General features: G+C 45.5%; 15 protein-coding genes, 1 tRNA gene, 2 rRNA genes, 1 other RNA gene and 1 other annotated feature. Of the genes, 3 read left to right on the top strand and 16 right to left on the bottom strand.

Features of this window, described 5'->3' with window-relative positions; translation table 11 throughout:
• Window positions 1-369 precede the first annotated feature (369 nt).
• The 5 genes from NFU07_RS17610 to ffs all read right to left on the bottom strand — a co-directional run bounded on the left by NFU07_RS17610 (window position 370) and on the right by ffs (window position 3,798).
• Window positions 370-585, bottom strand: a complete 216-nt coding sequence (locus NFU07_RS17610; protein WP_235197751.1) for a YaaL family protein — start codon at window positions 583-585, stop codon at window positions 370-372.
• Window positions 586-676: 91 nt separating this feature from the next.
• A complete protein-coding gene (gene recR / locus NFU07_RS17605; RefSeq protein ID WP_052649537.1) occupies window positions 677-1,273 on the bottom strand; it encodes a recombination mediator RecR in 597 nt (198 codons plus the stop codon).
• Between the two features lie 11 nt (window positions 1,274-1,284).
• Complete coding sequence (locus tag NFU07_RS17600) at window positions 1,285-1,605, bottom strand: YbaB/EbfC family nucleoid-associated protein (RefSeq protein WP_235197750.1); 321 nt, start codon at window positions 1,603-1,605, stop codon at window positions 1,285-1,287.
• A 28-nt stretch (window positions 1,606-1,633) separates the two neighbouring features.
• On the bottom strand, window positions 1,634-3,373 hold the full coding sequence (gene dnaX, locus NFU07_RS17595) for a DNA polymerase III subunit gamma/tau (RefSeq protein ID WP_251480582.1): 1,740 nt from the start codon (window positions 3,371-3,373) through the stop codon (window positions 1,634-1,636).
• 159 nt (window positions 3,374-3,532) lie between these two features.
• An RNA gene (gene ffs / locus NFU07_RS17590) (signal recognition particle sRNA large type) lies at window positions 3,533-3,798 on the bottom strand.
• Window positions 3,799-3,979: 181 nt separating this feature from the next.
• On the opposite strand from ffs, the gene NFU07_RS17585 reads away from it, so the two are divergent.
• Window positions 3,980-4,072, top strand: a tRNA-Ser gene (locus tag NFU07_RS17585).
• A 206-nt stretch (window positions 4,073-4,278) separates the two neighbouring features.
• On the opposite strand, the gene NFU07_RS17580 is transcribed toward NFU07_RS17585, so the two are convergent.
• The 3 genes from NFU07_RS17580 to NFU07_RS17570 form a co-directional block, all read right to left on the bottom strand.
• On the bottom strand, window positions 4,279-4,947 hold the full coding sequence (locus tag NFU07_RS17580) for a deoxynucleoside kinase (RefSeq protein WP_251480579.1): 669 nt from the start codon (window positions 4,945-4,947) through the stop codon (window positions 4,279-4,281).
• Window positions 4,944-5,582, bottom strand: coding sequence for a deoxynucleoside kinase (locus tag NFU07_RS17575; RefSeq protein WP_235197747.1), 639 nt, complete (start codon window positions 5,580-5,582; stop codon window positions 4,944-4,946). Before NFU07_RS17575 ends, NFU07_RS17580 begins: the two co-directional genes overlap by 4 nt.
• 94 nt (window positions 5,583-5,676) lie before the next feature.
• On the bottom strand, window positions 5,677-6,543 hold the full coding sequence (locus NFU07_RS17570) for a YitT family protein (RefSeq protein WP_251480589.1): 867 nt from the start codon (window positions 6,541-6,543) through the stop codon (window positions 5,677-5,679).
• A gap of 139 nt (window positions 6,544-6,682) precedes the next feature.
• Here NFU07_RS17570 and tadA point away from each other — a divergent pair, with 139 nt between their 5' ends.
• Complete coding sequence (gene tadA / locus NFU07_RS17565) at window positions 6,683-7,177, top strand: tRNA adenosine(34) deaminase TadA (RefSeq protein ID WP_251480576.1); 495 nt, start codon at window positions 6,683-6,685, stop codon at window positions 7,175-7,177.
• On the opposite strand, the gene NFU07_RS17560 is transcribed toward tadA, so the two are convergent.
• The 4 genes from NFU07_RS17560 to pdxS all read right to left on the bottom strand — a co-directional run bounded on the left by NFU07_RS17560 (window position 7,169) and on the right by pdxS (window position 11,212).
• Window positions 7,169-8,053: an alpha/beta fold hydrolase gene (locus tag NFU07_RS17560; protein WP_251480573.1), complete on the bottom strand. Its 885-nt coding sequence runs from the start codon at window positions 8,051-8,053 to the stop codon at window positions 7,169-7,171. The genes tadA and NFU07_RS17560 overlap by 9 nt on opposite strands.
• A 98-nt stretch (window positions 8,054-8,151) precedes the next feature.
• Window positions 8,152-9,426, bottom strand: coding sequence for a serine--tRNA ligase (serS, locus tag NFU07_RS17555; protein WP_251480570.1), 1,275 nt, complete (start codon window positions 9,424-9,426; stop codon window positions 8,152-8,154).
• Between the two features lie 67 nt (window positions 9,427-9,493).
• Window positions 9,494-9,700: a binding site (T-box leader), on the bottom strand.
• An 11-nt stretch (window positions 9,701-9,711) separates the two neighbouring features.
• Window positions 9,712-10,326: a pyridoxal 5'-phosphate synthase glutaminase subunit PdxT gene (gene pdxT / locus NFU07_RS17550; protein WP_251480567.1), complete on the bottom strand. Its 615-nt coding sequence runs from the start codon at window positions 10,324-10,326 to the stop codon at window positions 9,712-9,714.
• Between the two features lies 1 nt (window position 10,327).
• Window positions 10,328-11,212 carry a pyridoxal 5'-phosphate synthase lyase subunit PdxS gene (pdxS, locus tag NFU07_RS17545; protein WP_251480564.1) on the bottom strand — a complete coding sequence of 295 codons (885 nt, stop codon included), beginning with the start codon at window positions 11,210-11,212 and terminating at the stop codon, window positions 10,328-10,330.
• Between the two features lie 103 nt (window positions 11,213-11,315).
• On the opposite strand from pdxS, the gene pdxR reads away from it, so the two are divergent.
• A complete protein-coding gene (pdxR, locus tag NFU07_RS17540; protein ID WP_251480561.1) occupies window positions 11,316-12,716 on the top strand; it encodes a MocR-like pyridoxine biosynthesis transcription factor PdxR in 1,401 nt (466 codons plus the stop codon).
• Window positions 12,717-12,763: 47 nt separating this feature from the next.
• Here the strand turns inward: pdxR and NFU07_RS17535 are convergent, their stop codons facing one another.
• The 4 genes from NFU07_RS17535 to NFU07_RS17520 all read right to left on the bottom strand — a co-directional run.
• The gene (locus tag NFU07_RS17535) at window positions 12,764-14,104 is read right to left on the bottom strand and encodes a D-alanyl-D-alanine carboxypeptidase family protein (RefSeq protein ID WP_397443749.1); all 1,341 of its coding nucleotides are present in this window, start codon (window positions 14,102-14,104) and stop codon (window positions 12,764-12,766) included.
• A gap of 133 nt (window positions 14,105-14,237) precedes the next feature.
• Window positions 14,238-15,704 (bottom strand): IMP dehydrogenase, encoded by a 1,467-nt coding sequence (guaB, locus tag NFU07_RS17530; RefSeq protein WP_251480558.1) that lies wholly within the window; start codon window positions 15,702-15,704, stop codon window positions 14,238-14,240.
• A 369-nt stretch (window positions 15,705-16,073) separates the two neighbouring features.
• Window positions 16,074-16,189: ribosomal RNA gene (gene rrf / locus NFU07_RS17525) — 5S ribosomal RNA — on the bottom strand.
• A gap of 80 nt (window positions 16,190-16,269) precedes the next feature.
• A 23S ribosomal RNA gene (locus tag NFU07_RS17520) occupies window positions 16,270-16,396 on the bottom strand; the annotation flags it as partial.

Below are 16,396 nucleotides of genomic sequence, written 5' to 3'. Positions count from 1 at the left end.
GCTAAAGCCTGATCAGTAATCTTTTGCTCGACTGCTTGCGCAGCCTTCGCAAATTCTCGTACTCGCGATAAACGCTCGTATCGAGTATTCGTTGACGTTTTGCTGTTCAGTTTTCAAGGTTCATGTTGTCGCTCAGATGTTATTCGTTTTTTGTTTCTCTCTTGGCGACTCCTATTATATTAAAGCATGTTTCTATAAGTGTCAACACTTTTGACGATAAATATTATATTTAAAAAGTATTCCACTATTGTTAATGAGTTTCTTCTATATAAGCGTTCGATAAAAAGCACTTCAATTCTTTGTCGCTTATCTTCATTTCCAAGGCTTTAGCAATAAAAAGCAGCGCTTTACTTTATAAGCGCCGGCCTCTTATGTAATCTTCACTTTTCGGTTTCTTGCTTCTTTCAGTAGAAACAGATATTTGCTTTCAATGATCTTTCTCTCCGTAATGACAAATAGATCGTAATCATCTGAGAGCTCCTCAAGCCTCTGGGCTTTCTGGAGACTTTGCTTTGTTTCAATGAACTGATCGATGAGCTGTTCATCAAATTCTTTTTTCAATTTCCCTCTTTTTGAAAACAGCATTCGTTAATCTCCTCTTCAGCCCTATTAACGGGCAGTAAAACTCCCACTTTTGCAAGTGGGAGAATACTAAACTATAAATACGCATCTCGCGTTAGAGTTCACGCCGGCCTTCTAAAGCTTTCGATAAAGTCACTTCATCTGCATACTCGAGATCTCCGCCGACCGGAAGGCCATGAGCAATTCTCGTCGTCTTAATGCCGGATGGCTTCACGAGACGGGAAATATACATAGCTGTTGCTTCTCCCTCTATGGTCGGGTTTGTTGCCAGGATCAATTCCTTCACGGTCTCATCTTGAAGCCGCTTCAACAATGACGGTACGTTAATGTCTTCCGGTCCGATTCCATCCATCGGAGAAATCGCACCTTGCAGCACATGGTACAGTCCCGTATAATCGCGCATTTTTTCCATCGCAATGACATCTTTTGGATCCTGCACTACGCAGATAGTGGAGCGGTCACGACTTTGATCCTGGCAGATATGGCAAGGATCGATATCGGTAATATGCCCGCAATTCGAGCAAAAACTTAAATTCCGCTTTGCATCCACTAACGCTTTCGCAAAATCAAGAACAGTATCTTCTTTCATTCCAAGCACAAAAAATGCCAGACGGGCCGCTGTTTTCGGCCCGATTCCTGGCAATTTCATAAAACTCTCCATTAATTTTGAAATTGGTTCAGGGTAATGCATATTGTTTCCTCCTAGAACATGCCAGGAATATTTAAGCCCTTAGTGAATTTCCCCATTGTGGAATTCGCATGTTCATCCGCTTTTTTAAATGCTTCGTTTGTAGCTACGATCAATAAATCCTGCAACATTTCAACATCTTCCGGATCAACAACAGATGGATCTAATGCGAAATCTAGAACTTCTTTGTGACCTGACACGGTAACTTTCACCATGCCGCCGCCAGCTGACCCTTCAAATTTCAACGTCCCTAGTTCTTCTTGGGCCTCTGCCATCTGTTTTTGCATTTTCTGCATTTGTTTCATCATGCCTTGCATATTTCCGCCACCGCGCATAATTGTTTCCTCCTTAAGATTCGTTTAATTAGTCTTCTTGTACTTCCACAAAGTCTTTTCCGAAAAGCCGCTCAGCTTCAGCGATGAACGGATCTTCTTCCGCTGCTGCGCCTTCCGCCGAGAAAGGATGTTCTTCTTCCGACTCTGTCTGTCTTTCCTCTGCACCTGATTTCAATCCATTGCTCTTAATGAAATCTTCTCGGATTTTCAGCCAGCTTTCATCCGGTACAAAGATGGGCGTATACGCTTTGCCTGTATACTGCTCAAGCAGCTGGCTGAAAGCGACAGAAAAGGTCTGGTTATCTGCTGCCATCTGACAATGAATATCATACTTGAATTTTAACACAAAAGCATCCGGTGAAGCCGCTACGGGCTCCGCTTCATTCAATAAAGCTGAATGAGATTTCTGCAATTGCGCCATGACCGTCGCCCAATTGGTTTTAATCGCTTGAATATCCGGTTTAGTCGCATTCTTCAAGACATCCTCGATCCGGCCAACCGGTGTTTTGTAACTGCTTTGCGAACGCTGACGTCTTTTCGGTTCAGCCGCTGCCCCGGCTGGAGCTGCCGCTGCTCCATTTTTCAGCTGCTGCTGAAGTTGGATGACCAATTGCTCCAGCTGATTCACTTTCGCTTCCAGTTCCGGTGAAGCGGAAACGTGGGAAGATGAAGTTAACACAGGGGCATCAGCTTGCACCATTTTCAGCAAGGCCGTTTCCATATAGATTTTCGTGTGATTGGAAAAACGCATTTCCTGCTGCGTTTTCGTCAAAACGTCAATCCATTCATATAGAGTCACCGGATTGAATTGTTTCGCTAACTCCTCAAAACGCGGTTCATGGCTTGCAAGCTCCAGCATATCGTGCAAATCAGGAGCTGTCTGGATCAATAAAAGATCGCGGAAGAATGTAATGAAATCTTCTACTAAACGAACCGGATCTTTCCCGTCCCGCACCAATTGTTCAAGCAGCGTGAGCGCTTGTCCGATGTCTTTTGCCACCAACGCTTCTGCAATATCGTAGAACATGTCCTGGCTGATGGAACCTGTCACCAAAAGGGCATCTTCCAAAGTCATTTCATCTCCACTGAAAGAAACCACTTGGTCGAGCAAACTAAGGGCATCCCGCATCCCGCCTGCAGCAGCTTGTGCAATCACTTTCAGCACTTGTTCGTTGTACGGAATTTCTGCATCCGTCAACACTTCGATCATGCGGTCTACAATATCCGCTTGTGTCAATCGCTTGAAATCAAAGCGCTGGCAGCGTGAAATGATGGTTAGCGGCAATTTATGCGGCTCGGTTGTTGCGAGAATGAACACCACATGTTCCGGCGGCTCTTCTAAAGTTTTCAATAAAGCATTGAAAGCACTGTTCGATAGCATATGGACTTCATCAATGATGTAAATCTTAAAACGCGAATTCGCTGGAGAGAAACGGACTTTCTCGATAATTTCCCGCATTTCCTCTACACGTGAGTTGGACGCCGCATCAAATTCGATGACGTCTGTATTCGAACCTTCGGTGATGCTGCGGCAAGAAGCACATTCATTGCATGGTTCTGCAACGGGTGCCTGTTCACAGTTCAACGCCTTGGCGAAAATTTTAGCTGTACTTGTCTTCCCTGTTCCTCTTGGTCCCGAGAACAAATAAGCATGCGTGGTCTTATTGTAAAGGAGAGCATTTTGAAGGGTTTGTTTGATATGCGACTGACCTGACATTTCAGAAAAGGACTGCGGTCTGTACACACGATAAAAAGCTTGATACGCCAACGGTTTTCTCTCCTTTTGTAAAATCTGTTTTCGGTCCTTTTATTATACCATAAATAGGGGGTTCTTCTGAATGATTTCTCCCGGTGAATCCCCCTTGAGAACATACAAAAAACCTGCCCGCAATAACTTGCGGACAGGCTCTGAGTTTTAAAGTTAATGCCGTGCACCTTTCTTCGACTGCTGCACACAAGCGTTACCCTTGTCGTTGGCTCGATCTAGGCAACCCCGCGGCACATGAAAAGTTCCACTTAATGCTGCTTCCTTCCGGACCTGACATGGTTCATGGGTTCCCATTGCGCAGGACCCAGACGTCAACACTACGTGCAAGAGGCAGACCTTGCATACAAACAGCCTCAGAAAGGAATTCAGTCCTGCTAGAGCGGATTGCAGGTTACAGGACACCGCTACCTTCCCACCTAGCACGGCATTTACTAGTATACGAATATTTCTAAAAAAAATCAATTGGTAAGCTTTATTAAAATGAAATCCCGTTAAATTCCTTGTTCCAATCACGATTTTCCACGAAATTAAAAAAATCTCAAAAAAATTCTTTGAAAGTGTTGACAGCAAATATCAATCCGTGATAAATTAATTCTTGTCTGATACGGAGGAATACCCAAGTTTGGCTGAAGGGATCGGTCTTGAAAACCGACAGGGGAGTCAAATCCCGCGGGGGTTCGAATCCCTCTTCCTCCTCCATTTTTTGAATTTACACGCGCATATAAATTCGAGATTGGATTCGTTACGCAAGTAGCGAATTTTTCTTAACAGTTATATGTCTGAAGATTTTGATACATACTCATTCAAGCAGAGGGCTCTCGCCCTCTGCTTTTTATTTTCTCTCCTCTATTTCCCGGGAAATAAAAGACCCCTTTAGCCCAGTTCGGCTAAAGGGGTTTTGCTTTTTATTTTTTTAATACAGCTGTTTGTTGAAGGAAGTTTCCGATGCGCTCAACGATTTTCTCCGAGCAATCCGGATCGTTCATCAAATCATAGTCGCTGATATTCAAGCGCAGTACCGGGCAGCCGTTAAAGCTGTTGATCCACTTTTCGTAGCGGTCGTGCATTTCCACCCAATATTCAACTGGTGTCTGCTGCTCCATCAAGCGGCCGCGTTCCTGGATGCGCCCTAGAATGTCTTCAAGCGACCCCTCCAGGTAAATCAGCAAATCCGGATGTGGGAAATACGGCGTCATGACCATCGCTTCGAACAAATTCGTATACGTTTCGTAGTCGACATTGTTCATCGTGCCTTTTTCCCAGTGCATTTTCGCAAAAATACCGGTATCTTCGTAAATCGAACGGTCCTGGATAAAGCCGCCCCCATATTCGAACATCCGCTTTTGTTCTTTGAAGCGTTCAGCCAGGAAGTAGATCTGCAGATGGAAGCTCCATTTCTCGAAATCGTCGTAGAACAAATCCAAATAAGGATTCGTATCCACTTTTTCAAACGATGTCCGGAATTGCAAAGCATCTGCCAAAGCTTTCGTCATCGTCGACTTGCCGACACCTACAGTCCCTGCAATCGTTATTACTGCATCCGAAGGGATCCCGTATTTTTCACGTAAATTCATATTGATAAGCTCCTTTGTTGTAGAGTTTCGTCCACTTTGCTTAAAATCAGCTGCAAGTCTGCTTCATTTTGGACGAAATCGATTTCATCTCCGTTAAAACGAAGAACCGGTATTTCCGGATGCGCCTGTTCAAAAACTTCGATGAAGGCGTGGTAGTCTGCGGCCAGTTGTTCCATGTATTCCGGCGTGATCATCTTTTCAAATTCACGGCCGCGCAGCTTGATGCGTTTCATCAACGTATCCAAGCTCGCATGCAAGTAAATGATGACATTGGGTTTCGGCATATCCGCCGTCAAGATGCGGTAGATCGCTTCGTATTTGGCATATTCCGCTTCCGGCAATGTCCGCTTTGCAAAAATGAGGTTTTTAAAAATATGGTAATCCGCTACGACAGGTTCACGGTTCGAGATGAACTTTTTCTGGATATCGGATAATTGTTTATAGCGATTGCATAAAAAGAACATTTCCGTCTGGAAGCTCCACTCTTCAATATCTTCATAGAATTTATTGAGAAACGGGTTTTCGTCCACGATTTCTTTTAGCAGTTGGAATTGGTTTTGTTCAGCAATTACTTTCGTCAATGACGTTTTGCCAACGCCTATCGGACCTTCTACCGTGATAAATGGCACCGGCATGGGAAGTCCCCCTCTTTCTTTTCAAGTGTGATGCAATGCCATTTATTTTACCATAGACAGAACATGAAAAGTAGAAAAAAAACAGCCGTCCAGTTTAATGGATAGCTGCTTTGAACGTTCCTCCATGCACTTCCTGTGTGTCCATGATTGTGACAAATGCAGTTGGATCAATGTCTGCTACAATTTGTTTGAGCTTTGAAATTTCCAAGCGCGTAACGACGACATAAATGACATCTTTCGCCGATTCTTCAAAACCGCCCTTGCCGTGAAGCTTGGTGACGCTTCGGCCAAGGCGCGAATTGATGGCAGCACCCAATTCGATAAATTCGTCTGAAACGATCAGTACGGCTTTTGTTTCATCAAGCCCCTGAATAACCATATCAATCGTTTTCGAAGCAATATAGTATGTAAGGATCGAATACATCGCCTGCTCCCAGCCCAAGACGAAGCCTGCCCATAAAAAAACGAAAATATTGGCAAACATAACGAATTCACCAACTGAAAAAGGCAATTTGCGCGTCAATAAAATACCGAGGATTTCGGTTCCATCTAGCGCCCCGCCGTTTCGGATAACGAGCCCTACCCCGGCCCCCAGAAGGAGACCGCCAAAAACCGTGGCAAGCAACGGATCATCAACCACTCCCGGAATCGGGTGCAGAGGAAATTCAATAATGGCCAGCGCGACAATTGCAAAAATCGAAGACATAAAGAAGTTTTTTCCGATGTGTTTATATCCAAAGAAGAGGAATGGCAAATTGATGACCACCATCAAAATACCAAAAGGAATGGGCGTTAAATAGTCCAAAATCAACGAAATGCCGATGATGCCGCCATCAATGATCGAATTCGGCACTAAAAAAAGCTCAATTGAAACAGCAGCCATGGTCGCGCCTAATAAAATAAGGCAAAAACGCCCGATTAAATGCCGAAAAGACTCCTTTTTATGTTCTTTTACCATCAAATCTCCCCTAATGTTCACCTTTGTCTTTTAGTCCATTTTTATTTTACCTTTTATCGGGACGTTTGTCTTGATGCGTTGCGAAGAGAAGGTTCTAAAACCATAAAAAAATGCTACACTATCAAATAAGGAGCGATGTTTGATGAATGGCAGCGAATTAGATCATTTCTATATGCAATTGGCAATTGAAGAAGCTGAAAAAGCAGCAGCAAAAGGAGAAGTGCCGATTGGCGCGGTCATTGTCCGCGACGGGGAAGTTATTGCAAGAGCCCATAACCTGCGGGAGACGACACAAAACGCCGTTACACATGCCGAGCTATTGGCCATCCAGGAAGCTTGTGAGAAACTCGGCAGCTGGCGTTTGGAAAACACCCAGCTTTACGTAACGTTAGAGCCGTGCCCAATGTGTGCCGGTGCCATTCTGCAATCCCGCATTCCGCGTGTGATTTACGGGGCACGCGATGTGAAAGCCGGAAGCGTCGATTCACTTTACCGTTTGCTGAATGACGACCGCTTTAACCATCAATGCGATGTGACCGAAAATGTACGAGCAGAAGAATGCGGCCAGTTGCTGACCAATTTCTTCCGGGCTCTTCGGGAGAACAAGAAAAAGAAAAAGCGGGAGTCCTTATCCTAAAGGAGCTTCCGCTTTTTTCTCGTCTAAAAAATGGGCAATTAACTTGTTTACAATGTATGACTGCTCGTGATGCACCCAGTGGGTAGCTTCGCCGATAAAGACCAATTCTCCGTCTTCACAGAAATTCAAGCTTTCTTTTGCGAGCATCGGAGATAAGAACTGATCCCCAAGTCCCCAGAGGATCCGCACGGGCACCCTGATTTTCTCTTCGGGCGTCTGCAGCATGCTGCCTTTTCGGATCGCCCGGTACCAATTAAGCATCGCCGTCAATGCGCCGGGCTGCGCCCAGGCGGATTGATAAGCGGAAATCTCCTCTTCTGAAAAAGTATTCGGCCGGCTCGTTGACACCAAACTGCTGACCATCGTTTTAAAATAATCCGCTGCCAATGTTTTCTCAGGAAGCTCAGGCACTTGGAAAAAAGCGATATAGGAACTCTTCACCCATTGCGCCGGATTTTTCTTCATGACACGCGGCATTGCCTTTGGATGGGGGATATTCACGGCAATCAGCTGCTCGACGTATTGCGGTTTGGTTGCAGCCAAATGCCAGGCGACCGCACCTCCCCAATCGTGGCCAATCACCGTAGCACTCGTTCGTTCAAACCCTTCGATCAATCCGACAATATCATCGCGCAATAAATCCAATGTGTAATTTTCAATGCCTTCCGGTTTATCGCTCAAATTATAGCCGCGCTGATCCGGTACCACAACGCGGTAGCCTTTCGCTGCAAGCGGCTCAATCTGGTGAATCCACCCGTACCAAAATTCAGGGAAGCCATGCAGCAATATTGCAAGCGGCCCGTTTTCGGGACCCGCTACTGCCGTATGCAAGGTAATGCCGTTCGTTTTGACAAATTCAAAAGAGACCTGTTCCACTTTTATCATTCCTTTCGATTAGCCTTTCCCTCTCTTTACCCGATTTCACAAAAATAAAGAGCCTGGAAACCTACATTTCCAGGCTCTGTTCATTTATTTTATTTGATGACTTCTTTGCCGCCCATATAAGGACGCAGCACTTCAGGAATCAAGATGGTTCCGTCTTCCTGCTGGCAGTTTTCAAGCAAGGCTGCCACAGTACGTCCGATCGCTAAACCGCTTCCGTTTAAGGTATGCACAAATTCCGGCTTGCCATTTGCTTCGCGGCGGAATTTGACGTTCGCACGGCGTGCTTGGAAATCTTCGAAATTACTGCAAGAAGAAATTTCGCGGTACATTTCCTGGCTCGGAATCCATACTTCGATATCGTATTTCTTCGCAGCGGTGAAGCCGAGGTCGGCTGTGCACATTTTCAAGACGCGATAAGGGAGGCCAAGCAGCTGCAGCACTTTTTCCGCGTGTCCTGTCAATTTCTCCAGCTCATCATAAGAATCTTCCGGCTTCACAAAGCGCACCAGCTCGACTTTATTGAATTGGTGCTGTCTGATTAACCCGCGTGTGTCGCGTCCCGCAGAACCGGCTTCAGAGCGGAAATTCGCGCTGTATGAAGCAAAGGCTTGCGGCAAGATATCCGCTGATAGGATTTCGTCGCGGTAAAAGTTTGTCACCGGCACTTCAGATGTCGGAATCAGGAAATAATCCTCTTTTTCGATCAAGAACGCATCTTCTTCGAATTTCGGCAATTGGCCAGTGCCTGTCAAGCTGTCGCGGTTAACCATATAAGGCGGCAGCATTTCTTCGTAGCCATGCTCTTCCTGATGAAGGTCCATCATGAAGTTGATAAGTGCACGTTCAAGGCGTGCGCCAAGCCCGCGGTAGAAGACAAAACGGCTGCCCGTCACTTTCGCTGCGCGTTCAAAATCGATGATATTTAAATCCGTACCAAGATCCCAATGCGGCTTTGCTTCAAACGTGAACTCCGGCTTTGTTCCCCACGTGCGGATTTCCACGTTGTCATCTTCAGAATCCCCGACTGGCACGCTGTCGTGCGGAATGTTCGGCACACGCATCATGATGTAATTCAAGCGTTCTTCCACTTCACGCAATTCATCGTCGATCACTTTGATCTGGTCGCCGACTTCACGCATTTTGGCAATCGCTTCGTCTGCGTTTTCTTTATTGCGCTTCATAGTCGCAATGTTTTGAGTGGCTTCGTTGCGCTCCGCTTTCAATTTCTCTGTCTGGGCAATCAATTCGCGGCGTTTTGCATCCACTGTTTCAAAATCGTCCAACACGGAAATGTCTTCCCCGCGCTTCGCCAATTTCGTTTTCACTTCTTCAAAATTCGCACGTACAAATTTAATGTCTAACATGTAAATTCCTCCTTCAAATTTTCAGTCCATGGAAAAAAGGCAACAAAAATAGCCCCCATCCCTTGGTAAAAGGGACGAGAGCTACCCGCGTTGCCACCCTGATTGACCGGCAAAAGCCAGTCCTCTTCATTACATAACGGCCTTTAAACCGGCAATGGCTTATTTCGCCATGCAACTCAGGGGTGGATTCACACGCGCTTTTCACCGGTTCGCACCAACCACCGGCTCTCTTTGGAAAAACAGACGTCCTACTAGTTCCCATCAACGTTTCTACTTTTAAATTAATCATACTTTACTATAAATTGAATCGTTTGGCAAGGGAGCGTCCGTTGCGCGGGGAACCATGTTCAGAAAGTATTCCATGATCCGGTGATCATCGGTCAATTCGGGATGGAACGAGCAGCCGAGGAACTGCCCGCACCGCGCCATGACGATTTTGCCCTTATGTTCACACAGCACTTCAACCGAAGGACCGGCGCTGACGATATGAGGCGCCCGGATGAATACCGCTTCAAAAGCAACTTCCATCCCTTTGATGGATAGCGGTGCTTCAAAACTGTCCACTTGTCGGCCAAATGAATTGCGCTCTACTACCACGTCCATAACGCCGAGATGCGGCTCTTCGCATCCGACAACGGTACCTGCCAATAAAATCAATCCGGCACATGTGCCGAACAGTGGCTTGCCGGTTTTTGCGAACTCACACAACGGCTCCATCAATCCGTAGCGATCGATGGATCGGCGTATCGCGGTGCTTTCGCCGCCCGGCAGAATCAGCCCATCTAATCCTTCTAAATCTTTCGGCCATTTCACCGCAACGGCTTCCGCCTTGCACGCTTCAATTGAACGCATATGCTCACGGACAGCCCCTTGCAAGGCCAAGACTCCAATTCGCTTCATCTTACCAGCCCCGCTCTTGCATACGTTCACCCGCAGCAATTGTGAACATTTCAATTCCTTTCATCGCGATGCCAAGGTCTTTTGAAAGTTCAGCAATCAATCGATAGTCTTGGTAATGTGTTGTCGCTTCGACGATGGCATGAGCAAATTTTTCAGGATGATCCGATTTGAAGATGCCGGACCCGACGAATACTCCATCCGCTCCCAGTTCCATCATCAATGCGGCATCGGCTGGCGTTGCAACGCCGCCTGCCGCAAAATTAACGACCGGCAACCGCCCTAACCGTTTTACTTCTTTCAAAAATTCATAAGAAGCGCCTAAGTTCCGGGCTTCTGTCATCAATTCGTCTTCACTCATCGTCACCACTTTGCGAACTTCCGCATTCACTTGCCGCAAATGACGCACCGCTTCGACGATATTGCCCGTTCCCGGTTCTCCTTTTGTCCGGAGCATGGATGCTCCTTCACCGATGCGGCGGGCTGCTTCGCCTAAATTGCGGCATCCGCAGACAAACGGTACCGTATATGTATTTTTTAATAAGTGGAATTCTTCATCTGCTGGCGTCAATACTTCACTTTCATCAATATAATCGACACCCATCGCTTCCAGCACCCGCGCTTCCACAATATGGCCAATACGAGCTTTTGCCATCACTGGAATCGATACTGCCTTCATCACTTCTTCGGTAATGCGCGGATCCGCCATTCGGGCAACTCCGCCGTCTCTCCGGATATCCGAAGGTACGCGTTCCAATGCCATTACAGCCGTAGCACCTGCAGCTTCAGCAATCCGTGCTTGTTCCGCATTGACCACATCCATGATGACGCCGCCTTTTTGCATTTCAGCCATTCCGCGTTTAACGCGATTTGTTCCATGTTCACTCATTAAAATTCCCTCCTCTTTTATTTATATATTCAGTATAATAAAAAGTGACCCTACAAAAAGACTCAGTTCCTTATAAATTCAAAAGGTCAGATAGGAGAATTTCATGGATATGCTTATGTTCCAACTCAAACGCGACCACTCCATCCCCTTATATAAACAGCTTTACGAGGAAATCAAACAAGCCATCATCAGCGGCAAGATTTCGGTCGGCGTTAAATTGCCAAGCAAGCGGAAGCTTTCAGATTTCCTGGATATTAGCCAGACCACTGTCGAACTGGCTTATGGCCAGCTCGTCGCTGAAGGGTTTATTGAAGCGCGGGACCGGAAAGGCTATTATGCCCAGGCCATTGAAGAACTGGCCTACCTGGATCTCCCCCAAGAAGAGCCGGTTCAGGCGGAGCATTTCGTGTATCACTATGATTTCAACTCCGGGAAAATTGATACACAGTCCTTCCCTTTTGCCGCTTGGCGAAAAATCACTAAAGAAGTGATGGATGAGAGCAATCACGAATTGCTTCTTTCCGGCCATCCACAAGGAGATGAAGAACTTCGACAGGAAATTGACCGTTATCTATTTCAATCGAGAGGCGTAGTCTGTGATAAAGAGCAAATCATCATCGGTTCAGGCACCGAGCAATTGATGCCCCTGTTGATACGGCTGCTGGATAAAAATATCGTCTACGGCTTTGAAAATCCAGGATACCCGCTTACACATAGCATCTTTGCCCACCATGACCGGAAAGCGGTGCCGATTGCGGTAGAAGAAGACGGCATCGATATTAGCGAATTAGAAAGCTCTTCAGTGGATGTAGCTTATGTAACGCCGTCCCACCAATTTCCGAGCGGTTCGGTCTTGAGTGCAGCGAAACGGGCCCAATTATTGAACTGGGCCGCTGCAAAGCCGGAACGGTTCATTATCGAAGACGATTACGACAGTGAATTCCGCTACACAAGCCGGCCCATCCCCGCTTTGCAGAGCATGGATTTGAGCGGACGCGTCATCTATCTCAGCACGTTCTCGAAATCATTGATGCCATCCTTGCGCATCGCCTATATGGTACTTCCAAAACGTTTGCTTACAGCGTATCAACAGACTTTTCTTCATTATTCGTCTTCCGTTCCGCGCACCGATCAACAAATCGTCGCTGAATTTATGAAAGAGGGCCATTTTTCGCGCCACTTGAATCGCATGCGGAAGCTTTACAAGAAAAAATTGGAACGGCTGACTTCCGTGTTGGCCCCGTATACTCCCGCAGTTACAGTTTCAGGTGAACAAGCAGGCATGCACATCGTCTTGACGGTACAAACACACTTAGCTGAAAAAGAGCTGCTTGGGCTGGCCAAACAGGAAAAAATCCGGGTCTTCGGTTTGGAATCATACGATATTTCTGGCCGAACGCTGACTCCTCCTAAAATTGTCCTTGGTTTTGGCGGCTTATCGGAAGCTGAAATCGAACAAGGCATTTTAAAGCTCATGCGCTGCTGGGGGATCGATCCCCTTTAAAAGCACAAAAAAGCAGTTCCCTTATTTAATAGGGGAACTGCTTTTTATTAGAACAAACCTGTAACGAAATCAACTGCTCCAACCCACATGGTAGAGAAGAAGCTTCCAACTGCCTGCATCGATAGAGAGAACCAGTTGGCGCGCTCTACTTTTTCAGTCGTTACGACTTCAGCTGCAGCGTTTTTTTCATTTAGATAGCCATAATCTGTGCCTTCCGTTTTTGCCACTTTAACGGAGCCGACCACTTTGTCTTTATCGACGCCAGCTTCCATTTCTCCATCCGTCAGCACGGACTCATCAATGACCAATTCGGGTTTATAAGTATCCTTGTCGACTGTGCGGATCAACATCTTAATAGGTTCTTTGACTGCGATATTCACTTTGTCTTCCTTGCCCTTCGTGACAGGCAATGTTTCTTTTCCTTCAAACTGATATCCGGCAGGTACAATTTCCTCTGTAGTAAATTGACCGAAACCGAAATCGAATAACGCGCGTGTCGCGTCAAAACGGGCTTTGTAAGAACCGACGCCATCACTATCGACCGCTTTCATTACAACGGCAATAAGACGCGTGTCTCCGCGCTTTGCAGTACCGGTAAAGCTATGTCCCGCAAAATCCGTAGTTCCTGTTTTAAGACCGTCTACACCTTCATATTCATAGATCAAACCAGGAAGCATGGAGTTCCAGTTTTCCATATTCGTCGCATCATCTGTGCCTTCACGGAAAACTTTTTGAGGAATCTTGGTCGTTTCTAACACTTCAGGGTACGTGTCTAATAAAATTTTTGCCAAAAGGGCTACCGAACTTGCCGGCATAACGTTTTCATCTGTAGGGCCTGTGCCTTCTGGCTGCATGCCCATCAAGTCTTTATTGCTCAATCCTGTAGAGTTGACGAATTTTGTATCTTTTAAGCCGAATTCAGCAGCTTTTTCATTCATCAAGCGAACGAATTCGCCTTCTGTCCCCGCAATTGTTTCAGCAATTCCGATTGTCGCTGCATTCGCAGAGTAAATCGCCATTGCTTCATACAATTCTTGGATCGTATAACTTTCATCTTTACGCAAAGGAACATTGCTTAAACGTAAGTCCTGGGATATTTTATAAGTGTAATCAGTCACTTTGTATTCTTGGTCCCACGTGATGCGGCCTTCTTCAATCGCTTCAAATAATAAATACTCAGTCATCATTTTAGTCATACTTGCAATTCCAAGCGGCGCTTCAGAATTTTGTTCGTATAATATTTTCCCTGTCTCAGCATCAACCAAAATTGCAGCATCCGCCATTATATTCAATGAATTCTCCGCTTTAGCTTGTTGCGGAATGATAATTGTCGTTAAGAATACAGCCATTACAGTAAGTAGCATTGTCATTTTTAAAACATTTTTCACCTGTATAAATACCTCCATCTATAAGTTTACCCATGCTATTCTATCATATTATATAGGTCCTGAAACAAAAACATGTAAAAAGCACCCTTTGCGCCTAAAATAAGACGAAAAAGGGTGCTAAAAGGTTTATTCATTACGAAATAGAATAGTTAGGCGATTCTTTTGTGATTTGAACATCATGTGGATGGCTTTCGCGCAAGCCAGCGCCGGTCATCCGGATAAACTGAGCTTCTTCGCGCAAGGTCTGCAAATCTTTTGTTCCGCAATACCCCATACCAGCACGAATGCCCCCCAATAATTGATGGATCGTATCAGATAAAGGCCCTTTATACGGCAGACGCCCTTCGATACCTTCTGGAACTAATTTTTTAGCTTCATCTTGGAAATAACGGTCTTTTGAGCCTTTTTCCATTGAAGCGATTGATCCCATTCCACGGTAAGTCTTGAAACGGCGTCCTTGGAAAATTTCGGTTTCTCCAGGGCTTTCAGTCGTACCTGCAAGCAGGCTTCCTAACATAACGACATGTCCGCCTGCAGCCAAGGCTTTGATAATATCACCAGAGTACTTGATGCCGCCATCTGCGATAATCGCTTTTCCATGTTTGCGTGCTTCTGTTGCACAATCGTAAACAGCTGTGATTTGAGGAACACCCACGCCAGCAACTACGCGTGTTGTACAAATCGAACCTGGTCCGATCCCAACTTTAACGACATCTGCTCCTGCTTCAATCAATGCTTTTGTGCCTTCTGCAGTCGCTACATTTCCTGCAACGATGGTTAAATCCGGATACACTTGACGGATTTGCTGCACCATATCAAGAACACCTTTTGAATGTCCATGCGCTGTGTCTAAAACAATTACGTCGACAGAAGCTTTCACTAATTGCTCAACGCGCTTCATCGTATCGGAAGTAACGCCAACAGCAGCTCCGACAAGCAAGCGTCCATGCGCATCTTTAGCAGCAATCGGGAATTCAATTACTTTCTCGATATCTTTGATTGTGATTAAGCCTTTTAATACGCCATCATTGTCAACGATCGGCAATTTTTCGATTTTGTATTGCTGAAGGATTTTTTCCGCATCTTCTAGCGTAGTGCCAACTGGAGCCGTAACTAATTTCTCCTTAGTCATCACTTCATCGATCTGCAATGAATAATCTTGGATAAAACGCAGATCGCGGTTGGTAATAATCCCTACTAATTTCTGTTCTTCTTCATTGTTTACAATCGGTACGCCTGAAATACGGTATTTCCCCATCAAATGTTCTGCATCAAATACTTGATGCGTTGGAGTTAAGAAGAAAGGATCGGTAATAACACCATTTTCAGAACGTTTTACAGTAGTTACTTGTTCCGCTTGTTCTTCGATGCTCATGTTTTTATGGATAATCCCTAATCCGCCTTGACGTGCCATTGAAATAGCCATCTTCGCTTCTGTTACAGTATCCATACCTGCACTGATGATTGGGATATTCAACTTTATCGTAGAAGTTAATTCCACCGATAAACTCACGTCTTTCGGCAATACTTCTGAACGAGCTGGTACAAGCAATACATCATCGAACGTTAAACCTTCTTTTACAAATTTAGACTCCCACATTATGGACACGCCTCCTGCTTCCTTTTAAATATTATTGTAAGGTTATCAGCGCCGCTATGCAGTGTCAAGGAAACCCGAAGAAGAAAAAGTATTCGGACTTCTTGATGAAAGCATTTATTGATTTCTTCTTCCATTTTTAGAGGAGAAGTCTGCGAAGCATATTGTTTAACCTCCTTGCCTTCTTTATGGAACAGAAATTTAGTGGAATTCCATTTTCCCATTAGGCTTCAAGGTTTCAAATTGATAAACTGCACTCATTTTCATTCGTCTTTTCAGTTTCTTTTAGAGTATATCCAAGAATAGTGAGTGACAAGAAATTTGATGAATAACAAAAAAGCCGTTACCGGCTACGGTAACGACTTTCCAAGTGCCCAGCGACGTCCTACTCTCACAGGGGGAGACCCCCAACTACCATTGGCGCAAAAGAGCTTAACTTCCGTGTTCGGGATGGGAACGGGTGTGGCCTCTTTGCCATCATCACTGGACTATTTTTTTAGAGTGACTTGTTCACTCAAAACTGGATATTCGACATTGAATACATGAAACGCGCTTTTCAGGAAACATGTTGGTTAAGTCCTCGATCGATTAGTATTCGTCAGCTGCACGTGTCGCCACGCTTCCACCTCGAACCTATCTACCTCATCGTCTTTGAGGGATCTTACTTGCTTGCGCAATGGGAAATCTCATCTTGA

Origin of the sequence: Planococcus sp. NCCP-2050, assembly GCF_023708025.1 — a bacterium.
Taxonomy (GTDB): Bacteria; Bacillota; Bacilli; order Bacillales_A; family Planococcaceae; genus Planococcus.
This window is presented reverse-complemented; position numbering and strand designations above follow the sequence as displayed.

What these genes read in the sequence shown, in the direction of transcription:
- NFU07_RS17610 (WP_235197751.1), bottom strand. Translation starts at nt 585, where the DNA reads ATGCTGTTTTCAAAAAGAGGGAAATTGAAAAAAGAATTTGATGAACAG.
- recR (WP_052649537.1), bottom strand. Translation starts at nt 1,273, where the DNA reads ATGCATTACCCTGAACCAATTTCAAAATTAATGGAGAGTTTTATGAAA.
- NFU07_RS17600 (WP_235197750.1), bottom strand. Translation starts at nt 1,605, where the DNA reads ATGCGCGGTGGCGGAAATATGCAAGGCATGATGAAACAAATGCAGAAA.
- NFU07_RS17580 (WP_251480579.1), bottom strand. Translation starts at nt 4,947, where the DNA reads ATGAATTTACGTGAAAAATACGGGATCCCTTCGGATGCAGTAATAACG.
- NFU07_RS17575 (WP_235197747.1), bottom strand. Translation starts at nt 5,582, where the DNA reads ATGCCGGTGCCATTTATCACGGTAGAAGGTCCGATAGGCGTTGGCAAA.
- tadA (WP_251480576.1), top strand. Translation starts at nt 6,683, where the DNA reads ATGAATGGCAGCGAATTAGATCATTTCTATATGCAATTGGCAATTGAA.
- serS (WP_251480570.1), bottom strand. Translation starts at nt 9,426, where the DNA reads ATGTTAGACATTAAATTTGTACGTGCGAATTTTGAAGAAGTGAAAACG.
- pdxT (WP_251480567.1), bottom strand. Translation starts at nt 10,326, where the DNA reads ATGAAGCGAATTGGAGTCTTGGCCTTGCAAGGGGCTGTCCGTGAGCAT.
- pdxS (WP_251480564.1), bottom strand. Translation starts at nt 11,212, where the DNA reads ATGAGTGAACATGGAACAAATCGCGTTAAACGCGGAATGGCTGAAATG.
- pdxR (WP_251480561.1), top strand. Translation starts at nt 11,316, where the DNA reads ATGGATATGCTTATGTTCCAACTCAAACGCGACCACTCCATCCCCTTA.
- guaB (WP_251480558.1), bottom strand. Translation starts at nt 15,704, where the DNA reads ATGTGGGAGTCTAAATTTGTAAAAGAAGGTTTAACGTTCGATGATGTA.